This window comes from Streptomyces sp. NPDC004435 (genome assembly GCF_042873895.1).
In the GTDB taxonomy this organism is placed as follows: Bacteria; Actinomycetota; Actinomycetes; order Streptomycetales; family Streptomycetaceae; genus Streptomyces.
This window is the reverse complement of record NZ_JBIAMB010000006.1, coordinates 96,831-110,164: the sequence shown is the minus strand read 5'-3', so window position 1 is coordinate 110,164 and position 13,334 is coordinate 96,831. Positions and strand designations below refer to the sequence as shown.

Genomic DNA, 13,334 nt, shown 5'->3' with positions numbered 1-13,334 from the left:
CGGCGGCCGCGGGAACGCCGGACGGCCCGGCCCCCGCGGTGCGGGGACCGGGCCGTCCGGAACGGAGCGGTGCCGGGGCTCAGGCGTCGATGCGCGAGCGGTCGAGCGTCGCCGCCGAGCTGGTGATGAACTCCTTGCGCGGCGCCACGTCGTTGCCCATCAGCAGGTCGAAGACCTGCTCGGCCGCGTCCAGGTCGCCGATGTTGATCCGGCGCAGGGTGCGGTGGCGCGGGTCCATCGTGGTCTCCGCGAGCTGGTCGGCGTCCATCTCGCCGAGGCCCTTGTAGCGCTGGATGGCGTCCTTGTGGCGGACGCCCTTGCGCTGGAACTCCAGGAGCGTCTGCCGCAGCTCGTTGTCGGAGTACGTGTACACGTACTTGTCCTGGCCCTTCTTGGGCTGGACCAGCTCGATCCGGTGCAGCGGGGGCACCGCGGCGAAGACCCGGCCGGCCTCGACCATCGGGCGCATGTACCGCTGGAAGAGGGTCAGCAGCAGCGTCCGGATGTGGGAGCCGTCGACATCGGCGTCGGTCATCATGATGACCTTGCCGTAGCGGGCCGCGTCGATGTCGAAGGTGCGGCCCGAGCCCGCTCCTATGACCTGGATGATCGCGCCGCACTCGGCGTTCTTGAGCATGTCCGAGACGGACGACTTCTGGACGTTGAGGATCTTGCCGCGGATCGGCAGCAGCGCCTGGAACTCGCTGTTCCGCGCGAGCTTGGCGGTGCCGAGCGCGGAGTCTCCCTCGACGATGAAGAGCTCGCTGCGCTCGACGTCGTCGCTGCGGCAGTCGGCCAGCTTGGCCGGCAGCGAGGAGGACTCCAGCGCGGTCTTCCGGCGCTGCGCGTCCTTGTGCTGGCGGGCGGCGATCCGGGTACGGGCCGCGGCGACGGCCTTCTCCAGAACGGCGCGGGCCTGGGCCTTGGCGTCCCGCTTGGTGGAGGTCAGGAACGCCTTGAGCTCGCGGGCGACCACGGTGGCCACGATGCGGCGCGCGGCCGAGGTGCCCAGGACCTCCTTGGTCTGGCCCTCGAACTGCGGCTCGGCGAGGCGGACCGTGACGACGGCCGTCAGGCCCTCCAGGGCGTCGTCCTTGACGATGTCGTCCTCGGCGACGCGCAGCATCTTGGCCGAGCGCAGCACCTCGTTCACGGTCTTCGTGATGGCCTGCTCGAAGCCGGAGACGTGGGTGCCGCCCTTGGGGGTGGCGATGATGTTCACGAAGGACCGGACGGTGGCGTCGTACCCGGTGCCCCAGCGCAGGGCGACGTCCACGCCGAGCTCGCGGGTGACCTCGGTGGGGGTCATGTGGCCGCGGTCGTCGAGGACCGGCACGGTCTCCTTGAAGGTGCCCTGCCCGGTGAGGCGCAGCACGTCGCAGACGGCCTTGTCCTGCGCGAGGTACTCGCAGAACTCGCTGATGCCGCCGTCGAAGCGGAAGACCTCCTCGCTCTTGCCGATCCCCTCCAGGTCCCGCTGGTCGCGGACGACGATGGTGAGGCCGGGCACGAGGAAGGCGGTCTGGCGGGCGCGCTGGTGCAGCGTCTCCAGGGCGAGCTTGGCGTCCTTGAGGAAGATCTGGCGGTCGGCCCAGTAGCGCACACGGGTGCCGGTGCGGGTCTTGGGCACCCGCTTGGCCTTGACCAGCCCGCTCGACGGGTCGAAGGGGCTGTCCGGTCCCTGCTCGGTGAAGATCCCGGGGACACCGCGCCGGAAGCTGATGGCGTGCGTGGCGCCGTTCCGGTCGACCTCGACGTCGAGACGGGCCGAGAGCGCGTTGACCACGGAGGCGCCGACGCCGTGCAGACCGCCGGAGGCGGCGTACGAGCCGCCGCCGAACTTTCCGCCGGCGTGCAGCTTGGTCATGACGACCTCGACGCCGGACAGACCGGTCTTGGGCTCGACGTCGACCGGGATGCCGCGGCCGTTGTCCCGCACCTCGACGGAGCCGTCGTCGTGCAGGATGACGTCGATGTGGTCGCAGTAGCCCCCCAGGGCCTCGTCGACCGAGTTGTCGATGATCTCCCAGAGGCAGTGCATCAGGCCACGGCTGTCCGTGGACCCGATGTACATTCCGGGGCGCTTGCGGACCGCTTCGAGCCCTTCGAGGACGAGCAGGTGCCGCGCGGTGTAGTTGGAACCGTCACGGTCTGCGGTCAGCAGCGCACTGGACGGCACGGACGTTTCGGCGGTCACGCGGTTCGCTCCTCGCTGAATTTGAAATCTTGCCCGATGGGGTGAGTACCGGCGTCGCTCACCGCTCAGAGGGTACCGATGCCTGGTAGGGCCGCTGAAACGCCACCCTCCCGGTTTCCTCATGCTAGTCCAGAGTCGTATGGATGTTCGATCCCTCGAAGGGGTGACGCGAACATCACGTTCCCTTCCAGGCATGAACCATCTAGGCTCCGGGCACGTCCTCATGAACAACCGGCAACCCCGCCGGGAGGACGACCGACACACACCACAGCAATGCGAAACCCGTAGAGCGACGCAATACGGCTCATTCGCCGCCAACCGGCAGCAGACAGCCACCTTGGGAAAAAGTTTCAAGGAAAAGCCACGAGCGGGAACGTTTCCGGCCTGGTTGGATGTTGACCCTGGTACGACAGCTCGTCGAGCTAGAGAAGAGGCGACGTGACTACTGTTCTGACCCCCGCGAGCCCCCTGACGGCCGCTGACCGCTGCGACCGCTGCGGCGCCCAGGCTTACCTGCGTGTCGTCCTGGCCAGCGGAGGTGACTTGCTCTTCTGCGCCCACCACGGTCGCAAGTTCGAGCCGGAACTCAAGAAGATCGCCGTTGAGATACAGGATGAGACGGACCGGCTGACCGATGTGCCGGCCCGCACGGTGGGCGACGAGCACTGACGCCGCGCAACCACGACGAGCTCAGGGCCGGTCGCTGACGGCCGGACGACGGGCGGTCATCCCCTCGACCAGGGGATGACCGCCCGTTCTCGTGCCCGCGGGGCCCGGGACGACCGGACCCCGCGGCCCTTCAGAGCCGCTCGGGCAGCACCTCGGACACCCGTGTGTAGACCCCGGGGTTCTCGGCCTGCCCGCAGCCGCTGCCCCAGGACACCAGGCCCACCAGCACCCCCCGCGCCACCAGCGGGCCGCCGCTGTCGCCCTGGCAGGCGTCCCGGCCGCCCGCGGGGTCGCCGGCGCACAGCATGGTCGTCCGGCGGTACGAGACGCCGCCCCCGAAGCCGACCGGGTACGCCCGCTCGCAGGCCGCGTCCGGCAGGACCTGCACGGGCGCCGAGCGGAGCGAGGAGGCGTAGCCGCCGTTCCCCGTGGTGTCGCCCCAGCCGTACACGCGGGCCGGCGTCCCCGGGGCCTCCGCCGCGTCCCCCGGCACCGCCGTCCTGATCACGTAGGACTGGGGCAGGGGCTCGGCGAGGGTGAGCACCGCGAGGTCGCCCGAGTTGCTCGTCGGGTCGTAGTCGGGGTTCACCCAGGTGCCCGCGATCCGCACCTCCTGCCCGCCCTGCCCGAGCAGCTCGGCCCGCCCCGCGATCACCGAGAAGTCCCGCAGCTGCCAGGGCGCCCCGCCGAGGACCTCGCGGCCCAGGCAGTGCGCCGCGGTGAGCACCTTGGTGGGCGCCACGACGACCCCGCCGCAGAACTGGCCCGCACGCGTACCTCCGAACCGGTCACGGCTGGACAGCGCGACCACCCACGGCGCGTCGGCGGTCGCGGCCGGGCTGCCGCCCACCACGACCCTGTCCGCGGCGGCCGGGGCGGCACCGGCCACCTGTCCGGCCACCGCCGTGATCAGACCCAGGGCACCCGTCAACACTCGGGTGAAGGGACCACGCATGGAGCCTCCTGACTCTCCGCTGATATCCGTTCACCCAGCGTCCGTCAAGGACGGCTCGCCTGCACCCGCGAAAAGCCGAAGGGCCCGGCCCCCGAGCGGGGAACCGGGCCCTTCGTCCACTGCCGTGTACGTCGTGCGGAGCAGACGGACCGGACGGATCCGAGGATCAGTCGAGGTAGTCGCGCAGGACCTGCGAGCGCGACGGGTGGCGCAGCTTCGACATCGTCTTCGACTCGATCTGGCGGATCCGCTCACGGGTCACGCCGTAGACCTTGCCGATCTCGTCGAGCGTCTTCGGCTGGCCGTCGGTGAGGCCGAAGCGCATGGAGACCACGCCCGCCTCACGCTCGGAGAGCGTGTCGAGGACCGAGTGCAGCTGCTCCTGGAGGAGCGTGAAGCTGACCGCGTCGGCCGGCACGACCGCCTCGGAGTCCTCGATGAGGTCACCGAACTCGCTGTCGCCGTCCTCACCCAGGGGGGTGTGGAGGGAGATCGGCTCACGGCCGTACTTCTGGACCTCGATGACCTTCTCGGGGGTCATGTCGAGCTCCTTGGCCAGCTCCTCCGGGGTGGGCTCACGGCCCAGGTCCTGGAGCATCTGGCGCTGGACGCGCGCGAGCTTGTTGATGACCTCGACCATGTGCACCGGGATACGGATGGTGCGGGCCTGGTCGGCCATGGCGCGGGTGATCGCCTGACGGATCCACCAGGTGGCGTACGTGGAGAACTTGTAGCCCTTGGTGTAGTCGAACTTCTCGACCGCGCGGATCAGACCCAGGTTGCCCTCCTGGATCAGGTCCAGGAAGAGCATGCCGCGGCCGGTGTAGCGCTTGGCCAGCGAGACCACCAGACGGAGGTTGGCCTCCAGGAGGTGGTTCTTGGCCCGGCGGCCGTCCTCGGCGATGATCTCCAGCTCACGCTTGAGCTTGGGCGCGATCTTGTCCGAGTTGGCGAGCTTGTCCTCGGCGAAGAGACCGGCCTCGATGCGCTTGGCGAGCTCGACCTCCTGCTCGGCGTTGAGCAGGGGGACCTTGCCGATCTGCTTCAGGTAGTCCTTGACCGGGTCGGCGGTGGCACCGGCGACGGCGACCTGCTGGGCGGGAGCGTCGTCCTCGTCCTCGTCGGACAGCACGAAGCCCTTGGTCTCGCCCTCGGTCTCCTCCTCCTCCTTGCCCGGCGCGACGTCCTCGAGCAGCTCCTCGCCCTCGATCATCTCGTCGTCGGACTTCTTGGACGCGGTCTTCTTGGCCGCCGTCTTCTTGGCGACCGTCTTCTTGGCGGCGGTCTTCTTGACGGCGGTCTTCTTCGCGGCCGCCTTCTTCGCGGGCGACGCGGCCTCGTCCGCCGGGTCCGCGCTCTCGGCCGCGGGGGCCGTGGAGCCGGTCGCGACGGTGGTCCTCGTCACCGTCGCCGCCCTGGCGGTGACGGTGGTCTTGGCGGCGGTGCGCTTGACGGGGCTCTTCGCTGCTGCGCTCTTGCGGGCGCGCTTCGGCGACTCCGCTGCACTGACCATCAGCGTCACACCCTCTTCCTCGAGGATCTGATTGAGGCTGCGCAGAACATTCTTCCACTGGGTTGGCGGAATCTGGTCAGCCTCGAAGGCCCGACGCACGTCATCGCCGGCGATCTGCCCATCAGCCTTTCCCCGCTCGATGAGCGCCATCACAGACTCGGACTCGGCGATCTCCGGCGGGAGCGTACGGGATGTGCTGGCCGACACGAACAACCTCTCGGAACGATGGAAACGGCTTCCGGCCCCGCCCGGGATCGGGCCGGAGCCGACGACCGTCGACGGGGAATGTGCCGACGGCGCGGGCTGGACCGGGGAACTGCACAGCGCCTGCACCGGCTGCTGTATTCCTTCCTCGGCTGTCACCTCTTAGGTCATCGCACGGCTCGGAGGAGTGTTACGCCCAATCTTCGTGTCCCGAGTCACACCGCATCCGCGACGAACCAGACGTAGTGGTGTCAAGCGTACATTCGGCGCCGCCGACACCCTGGCGCGTCCGGGGAACCCTGCCGGGCTCCCCGGACCGCGCTCGGATCCGGCGGCCCTCCCCGTGTACGCGCCCATGCGCTGCCGGCCACGGCCCGCGGATCAGTGCTCTCGGGGGGCGGGGACCACGCGGGGCTCCACCTCGGGGTGGACCGTGAGCAGTTGGCGCATGGCGGTCTCGGCCCCGAGGGCGTCCCCCGCGGCGAGGGCGTCGACGATCCGGGCGTGGTGGGTCAAGCAGCTCTCCCCGGGCCGGTCACAGCCGGTGACGGGGCCTCCGGAGACCTGGAGGGCGGAGGCGACGATGCCGGAGAGGTGCTCCAGCATGCGGTTGCCGGCGAGCTGGATGAGCAGGGAGTGGAACTCGGTGTCGGCTCGGGAGAAGGTGATGCCGTCACCCTGCGCGTACGCGTGCCCCATGATCTCGACCATGTCGGAGAGGCGCTGCTGCACGTCCTCGCGACCGTGACCGGCGGCGAGCCGGGCCGCCAGCGGCTCGATGGTCCAGCGCAGCTCGTTGAGCTCGCGCCGCTGGTCGTCGCGCTGCGGGCCGAAGGCGCGCCACTCGATGATGTCGGGGTCGAGCAGGTTCCAGTCGCTGACCGGGCGGACCCTGGTGCCGACGTTGGGCCGGGCACTCACGAGGCCCTTGGCCTCCAGGACGCGGAGCGACTCGCGCACCACGGTGCGCGAGACCTCGAAGCGCTGGCCGATCTCCTCGGGGACGAGGGGGCGGTCCGCGCCGAGGTCGCCGGAGACGATCATCTGGCCGAGCTGCTGGACGAGCTGGCCGTGCAGGCCGCGGCCCCGGCTGCCGGCGGTGCGGCGGCCGACCCGGCCGAGGTCCGTCTCCACGCCCTCCCAGGCGGGCGGGCTCACGCGGTCGGCGGCAGGGGCCTCCGCGTAGGGGTAGCGGTCGAGATCGCCCGGGGCGCCGAGGCCGGAGTCGACGGAACGGGCGGCGGTCATCATCGTGTGCGCAAGGGTACTCACGCATCCTTTGTCGGCGTGGCCTCCGCGACCCTTGAGGTCTTTGGTGAAAAGCACACGAAAGGGTGATCGGCACCCCCTACACAATTGACGATTATTCGGACATAACCGGCATTCCTTAAGGGAGTTGCGAGCTAACCGGAAGAGACCGATCCGGAAGTGATCACCAACGGGCCTGCCGGCGAACGCCGGTGAGCAGATAGGCGCAGAGCAGAACCGTCAACGTGAGCGCGAGGGCCACACCGGCGGGCTGCGCCACGACCTCCAGCGCCACCTCGAACCAGCGGTCGAGCGAGGGCGCCCACCGTGGCCCGGCGAACTCGCCGAGTCGCGCCGGGAGTCCGGCCACGGACCGGACGGCGGGACCGGTCATCACCTCCCCCAGCAGCGGGACGAGGGCGACCGGGACGAAGAGGACCGCGGCCACCCCCGCCGCCGCGGCGCGGAACACCCCGGCCCCCAGCACTCCCGCCCACGCGCAGCCGACCGTCAGTGCCAGCCAACTCACGCCCATGGCACCCCAGTTCTCCGGCACGGAGATCAACTCGGCGCCGTAGAGGAGGCGGAGGGCGGCCAGGTCGACCGCCGCCACCAGCGCGCCGAGGAGCAGCGCGAGGACCGCGGCGACGGCGAGCTTGGCGAGCAGCAGCGCGAGTCGGCGGGGGACGGCCCCGCGTCCCGCGGCGAGCGCGGGGTAGCGGTACTCCTCGCCGAAGGAGAGGGCGCCGAGCAGGCCGGCGCCGAGCGCGGCGGGCGGCAGCGGCAGAAGATCGGGCCAGGCGGCCAGCACCGCCGGGAGCGGGGTGCCCCCGCCCCGCCCGAGCAGCACGGCGAGCACGGCCGACACCGCCACGACGCCCGCCGCCACCAGCCCGGTGGACGGTACGCCGGCGATCCGGCGCAGCTCGTACCGGAGCGGCCGCAGCGGCGAGCGGATCGGCCGGCGCGCCCTCACGGTCGGGCCGGGGGCCCCGGCCGGTCCCCCCGGGCCGTGCGCCCTCCCCTCCTCCGCACGCGCGGGGCCGGGGCGCGTGTCGCCGACCTCCTCCGCGAGCCGGTGGACGGGGACGCCGTGCCGGAAGGCGGTGTCCCCCACCTGGGCGCAGTCGCCGCCGTACACCAGGAGGAGGGTGCCGTCCTCCGTGACGACCTCGACCGGGCGGCGTTCCGCCCTGGCCTCCTGGGCCACGGCGGCGGCGAGCCGGGCGGCGTGCGGGGTGCGGACGGCGACCCTCGGCCGCAGCCGGGTGCGTGCGAAGTCACCGACGCCCTGGGCTGCGACCAGGCGGCCGGCGTCGAGGGTGACGACGTGGTCCGCGTTGCGGGCCGCGTCCTTGGGGTCTCTGGTGGTGTACAGGACGGTGCCGCCGGCCTCCGCGTGCGCGCGCAGCAGCTCGTGCAGCCGGCCCCGCTCCGCCGGGGACAGCCCCGCGCCCGGGTCGTCCAGGAGCAGCGCGTGCGGGGCGCCCAACAGGGCGGCGGCCAGGGCGAGTCGGCGGTCGGCTCCGCGCGGCAGGGTGCCGATCCGCCGGCCCTCCAGGCCGGTGAGCCCCACGGCACGGATCACCTCGTCGGCCCGGCCGACCGGGACTCCCGCACCCGCGGCGAGCATCCGCAGCTGTCCCCGCACGGTGCGGGAGGGATGCCCGGGCACGTCGCCGAGGACCACGCCGACCTCGCGCGCGGGCTGCGCGATCCGGCGCAGCACCCGTCCCCTGAAGTAGGCGAGTCCCCGCCCCGGGTCGAGTTCGAGCAGGAGGCGCAGGGCGGCGGTCTTGCCGGAGCCCGCAGGGCCGACGAGGGCGGTCACGGCCCCCGGCGGGGCTTCGAAGGTCAGATCGTCCACGGCGGGCGGGCGATCACGGAGGGGGGTGCTGGTCAGTCCGATGGCCTGGAGCATCGCTTCTCTCGCGGTAGATGTCACCGCTCCGCGGGCAGGGCGGCGCTATCGCAGCAAGATAACGCCAGATTTCGGACTTTCAGTGCAGGGCTGCCGCCCCGGGGCGGCGGATCGAGGCGCCCGTCAGACCTCGGGGCGGAGCATCGGCGGGTTGAGCAGGGTGGCGCCTCCGGCCCTGAACAACTGGGCGGGGCGGCCTCCCTGACGGGTGGTGGTCCCGCCGGTCGGCACGAGGAAGCCGGGCGTGCCGGTGACCTTGCGGTGGAAGTTGCGTGGATCGAGGGAGACGCCCCAGACGGCTTCGTAGACCCTGCGCAGCTCGCCGACGGTGAACTCGGGGGGACAGAACGCGGTGGCGAGCGAGGAGTACTCGATCTTGGAGCGGGCCCGCTCCACCCCGTCGGAGAGGATCTGGGCGTGGTCGAAGGCGAGGGCGTCCGGGGAGTCGTTCCCGGCAGCCCTGGCCTGGTCGAGGAGTTCCTCCACGGGTGCCCAGCGCGCGCTGTTGGCGTCGCCGCCCGGCCGGGGCGCGGGCAGGTCGGGGGCGAGCGCGAGGTGCGCGACGCTCACCACCCGCATCCGCGGGTCGCGCTCGGGCGCTCCGTACGTGGCGAGCTGCTCCAGATGCGCGCCGTTGTCCGGCACCGGCGGGGGCTCCGAGGGGTCGTGGGCGCGCAGCCCCGTCTCCTCGGCCAGCTCGCGCGCGGCGGCGGCGCCGAGGTCCTCGTCGGCGCGGACGAAGCCTCCGGGCAGCGCCCACCGGCCCTGGAAGGGTGCTTCCCCCCTGCGGACGACCAGGGTGCACAGCGCGTGACTCCGCACGGTGAGGACGACCAGGTCGACGGTGACAGCGAAGGGCGGGAAGGCCGACGGGTCGTAGCGAGGCATGGGGCGATCATAGTCGTCTCCCTGACGATAAACACGACCCGCGTGCTCGCCGTCCTCCGCCTCCTCCCCCGGTCGCGAGGGCTTCGTCGTCTCCGTGCCCGGCATCCGTCATACCCCCAGCTGCAGACCCTCGGCGGCCTCCTCGACCATACCGAGTCCGAGACGGCTCACCCGTACGGCGAAGGGTTCGCCGGCGACCACGAGTCCCGAGAACCGGATCGCCCCCAGCGGCGCGGAGGGCATCGGGTGGACGGCCACGCTCCGGCCCGGGGCGTCGGGGCGGATCCCGGCCAGGGCGGCGAGCGCGTGGACCGCTCCGGCGGCCGCGACGGCGGCGGGCCGGCAGGCGGCCGGGTGGGGCACGGGGCGCGCGCCCGCGGTGCGCTGCTCGCCCGCGTACATCTCGGGGAGCCGGTGGTCGAAGTGATCGGCGGCGTCCAGGAGGCCCCGCAGCAGGGCCGCCGCCGCCTTCTCGTATCCGGCGGCCGCCAGTCCTGCGACGGCGACGGCCGTCTCGTGGACGCGGACGGCACCGGCCCGGTGTCCGAACGGATTGTGTCCGGGTTCCTTGGCGCCGAGGCCGCGCAGTCCCCAGCCGGAGTCGAGCGCCGGGGTGCCGAGCAGGCGCGCGACCTGTTCGGTCTCCGCTCGGTCGAGCAGCCCGGGGGCGTACCCGCCGCCGAGGAGCCCGGTGTCAAGAAGGTGGGCGGCCCACCCTCCGAGCTGGGACCAGGAGCGGCCTTCCGGCGCCCGGGCGGCGGCGGGTCGGCCGCCGGACGGGTCGTCGAGCCAGAAGGTGCTCCGGAACCGCTCGCGCAGCGTGCGGGCCGCGGCCCTGAGGTCCGCGCCGCCGGGCCGCCCGCAGGCGTCGAGGAGGTCTGCCCCGAGGAGTGCGGCCCGGTGGGCGTGGGCCTGGGTCTCGGCCCGCCAGGGGCCGCCGGGAGCCGGGTCCGGCAGGAGGCCGCCCTGGTCGAGGACGCGGCGCAGCCAGCCGAGGCAGCGCTCCGCCACCGGAAGGAGCTCGTCGAGGTCGGCCGCGGGGAGACCCCACCGCCGGGCCTCGGCGAGGACGACGGGGTAGGCGAGGGTGGCCTCGACGCCGGTGCAGCGGGGTGGGAGGTGCGAGCCGGCGTCCCGCAGCGGGCCGGGAAGCCGTCCGGCCTCGGCTCCGCCGGTGAGCTGGGTGTGACCGAGGGCGCGGAGCGTGGTGACGGCGAGCCGGGTGCCGAGCGGCAGGGCCATGCGGGCCGCCCAGAGGGCCTCCGCGGTGGCGGGGCCGCAGCGCCACGGGACGCCGGCCGCGAGATGGACGGCGGCGGGGTGCGCGGGATCGCGCTGGAGGAGGGCTCGGAGGTCGTCGACGGAGGCGCGGAGCAGGGCGCCCGGCCGGGGGTCGTCGCCCTCCGCCTCGGCGTCGGGGAGCAGGTGGCCGCCGGGACGGCCGGTCCCGCCGGGCGGGGTGGCGCCGGGAGCGCCCCCGGCGTGGACGCGGAGGTGGAAGGTGAGGGCGGCGCCGGGGGCGAGGTCGACCTCCCAGCGGAGGACCCCGGCCGCCGCCAGGGCGTCCATGGGCGCCGGGTCGGCCGTGACGGCGACGGACCGTCCGTCGGGGGCGGTCCAGCGGAGGCCGGTGCCGTGGACGCTGGCCCTGAGGTCGGAGCGGGCGCGGCCGGACGCGATCGCGCCCAGCTCCGCGAGATCCGTGCCCAGCACGACCTCCACCGGGAGGCGGAGGGGACGGGGGGCGGCGCTGCGGAGGGTGATCCGCTCGGTGCCGTCGGCGCCGCGGGAGCGCTCGACGGTGACGCCCGGGTCGGGTCCGGTGTCCCCGGGGGCGCGGAGGGCGCCGACGAACACGGCACGGTCGGCGGCGGCGAGCCGTCCCTGGAGGGGGACGGGCTCGCGCCCGGCCACCCGCAGGACGCAGCGGGAGAGGAGGCGGCGTCCCGACGCGTACACGCCTTCGGGTCCGTGCCCGGTGAGCTGGCCGTGCCGGGGAGAGACGGCGAAGGCGGGCAGGGCCACGCACAGGAGGGCGTCGTGGACCGGGGGGAGTTCCCCGGGGCGGGTCCCGGGGGCGGTGGGGGCGGTGGGGGCGCCGCCGCCCGGGAGCGGTTGCCTGGTGGGCTGTTCCGTCGGGTGTCCGGGGGCCGGGACAGGGCTGAGGACCATGAGGGGTGCGGCGTGCTCTCTGTGCGATCCGGACGGCCGGCAGGACGTCGGCGGCACGGCTCGCCCGGCTCCGCCACAGAGGTGAACGGTCGTGCGGTGTGCGGGGTCACGGTCGTCATCGCCCGCTCCTCGTGCCGCGCCCGCCGGCGTGCCGCGGGGCGGAGCCGCCGGGCCGGGTGGAGGCCCGTCCGGCGGGCCGTGCGCCCGGAGCCCCCCGACCCAGCCGGGCGGCGGGTCCCGTCCTCGGGAGAGCCGGTCGCGGTCCGCCGTGACGGGCGACCCGGGTCCGGTTCCGTGTCCGGGTGCGGGTGCGGCGGGTGTGCGGGGCGGTGGCGCGCTCGGCCGCCTCCCTGTTCTCGCGCTCCCCGCGCAGGCAGGAGCGCAGTGCTTCGGGGTCCAGACCCTCGTTGCACGCCTGGTGGAGCAGCCGGGCGAAGACGTACTCGGGATCCGCCTGGAGGGCGAGGTTGAGGGCGACGCGGGCGGTCGGTTCGTCGCCGGTGGACCAGGCGGCCCAGCCGGCCAGGGACAGCGGGGCGGCGGCGTACTCCTGGTAGGGGGCGACGCAGCGCCGGGCGAGGACCCGCCAGAGCCGTAGGGCGGCGGCGCCTTCGCTTCCCTCCATCCATTCGGCGAGGCGGTCTCGGGTGAGGCGGTCCTGGAGGCCCAGGATCACGGCCGCCGCCTCGACGGATTCGACCCGGGCGTCGTCGTCGGCGTCGACCGCGGCCTGCCCCCGGCGGGCTCCGTCCGCCCCGGTCCGGCGCGGTGGCTCGGCGAACCTGCGCAGGAGTCGGCCCGCGAGGGCCAGGGTGGTCTCGCGCACCCGCGCCCGGCCCTGCTCCTCCGCTCCTTCCACGACGCGGGGAACGATCTCGGCCGCGGCGGCGTCGAGGGCGGAGCGCTGCACCGCCTCGCCCGGTGCTCCGGTGGGCTTGAATCCGGCTTCGAGGTCTCGGAGCGATCCCCGGACCTGGATTCCGGCGTAGGCCGCGGCCGCGGCCATCACCGAGGTGCCGCTGAGGGCGAGGGGGGTGCCGTCGGGCGGGCAGCAGCGCTCGTCGGGGCAGCAGTACGAGAAGTGGCGGCCGTCGGAGATGCACAGCACCTCGTAGACGGGGATGTCGAGGGCGCCGCAGGCGGTCCTGAGCCGCTGGGCGAAAGGCCGCAGCCGCTCGTAGACCTGGCCCGCGGTCTCGCCCGGGCGGGGGTCCTGGCAGAGGAAGCCGACGATGCCGTCGGGTGGCGAGCTGTGCCGGGCGGACGTCTCGACGAGGCATTCGGCGAGGTGGTCCGCGGTGGAGTCCCACTCTCCGGGCGCGCGGGGAATCCCGACCCTGATCCGGCCCCCGAAGCGTCCGTTGGCCCCGTGCAGGGCGACGAGCACGACCGAGTCGGTCGGGTGGAAGCCGAGCACGAACGGCAGGGCGTCGGCGAGCTCGGCCGGGCTGCGCAGGGTGATCTGCCGGCCGTGGGTGGATGCGCTGGTCTCGTGGTGATTCGCGTTCATGACGAGGACGTTCCCGTGATCTCCGATTTCCTACAACCCCTGTGGATAACTTGAGAG

General features: G+C 73.3%; 9 protein-coding genes. 1 reads left to right on the top strand and 8 read right to left on the bottom strand.

Annotated elements, in window-relative coordinates:
• Positions 1-79: 79 nt before the first annotated feature.
• Entirely contained in the window at positions 80-2,197 is a 2,118-nt protein-coding gene (locus ACFYT9_RS12655; protein WP_376605547.1) for a type IIA DNA topoisomerase subunit B, read from the bottom strand.
• A gap of 438 nt (positions 2,198-2,635) precedes the next feature.
• On the opposite strand from ACFYT9_RS12655, the gene ACFYT9_RS12650 reads away from it, so the two are divergent.
• Complete coding sequence (locus ACFYT9_RS12650; protein ID WP_030495106.1) at positions 2,636-2,866, top strand: hypothetical protein; 231 nt, start codon at positions 2,636-2,638, stop codon at positions 2,864-2,866.
• A 130-nt stretch (positions 2,867-2,996) separates the two neighbouring features.
• Here ACFYT9_RS12650 and ACFYT9_RS12645 read toward each other — a convergent pair whose 3' ends face one another.
• From ACFYT9_RS12645 to ACFYT9_RS12615, 7 genes are all read right to left on the bottom strand, one after another.
• Complete coding sequence (locus tag ACFYT9_RS12645) at positions 2,997-3,821, bottom strand: serine protease (RefSeq protein WP_389162860.1); 825 nt, start codon at positions 3,819-3,821, stop codon at positions 2,997-2,999.
• A gap of 166 nt (positions 3,822-3,987) precedes the next feature.
• Positions 3,988-5,541 (bottom strand): RNA polymerase sigma factor, encoded by a 1,554-nt coding sequence (locus tag ACFYT9_RS12640; RefSeq protein ID WP_376599746.1) that lies wholly within the window; start codon positions 5,539-5,541, stop codon positions 3,988-3,990.
• A 378-nt stretch (positions 5,542-5,919) separates the two neighbouring features.
• On the bottom strand, positions 5,920-6,810 hold the full coding sequence (locus ACFYT9_RS12635) for a FadR/GntR family transcriptional regulator (RefSeq protein WP_376599744.1): 891 nt from the start codon (positions 6,808-6,810) through the stop codon (positions 5,920-5,922).
• A 160-nt stretch (positions 6,811-6,970) separates the two neighbouring features.
• On the bottom strand, positions 6,971-8,707 hold the full coding sequence (locus tag ACFYT9_RS12630; RefSeq protein ID WP_389162859.1) for an ATP-binding cassette domain-containing protein: 1,737 nt from the start codon (positions 8,705-8,707) through the stop codon (positions 6,971-6,973).
• Positions 8,708-8,830: 123 nt separating this feature from the next.
• A complete protein-coding gene (locus ACFYT9_RS12625) occupies positions 8,831-9,595 on the bottom strand; it encodes an NUDIX domain-containing protein (RefSeq protein ID WP_376599740.1) in 765 nt (254 codons plus the stop codon).
• A gap of 108 nt (positions 9,596-9,703) precedes the next feature.
• Positions 9,704-11,767, bottom strand: a complete 2,064-nt coding sequence (locus tag ACFYT9_RS12620; protein WP_389162856.1) for a glycogen debranching N-terminal domain-containing protein — start codon at positions 11,765-11,767, stop codon at positions 9,704-9,706.
• Between the two features lie 115 nt (positions 11,768-11,882).
• Positions 11,883-13,277, bottom strand: a complete 1,395-nt coding sequence (locus ACFYT9_RS12615; protein ID WP_389162854.1) for a DUF4192 domain-containing protein — start codon at positions 13,275-13,277, stop codon at positions 11,883-11,885.
• Between the last annotated feature and the right edge of the window lie 57 nt (positions 13,278-13,334).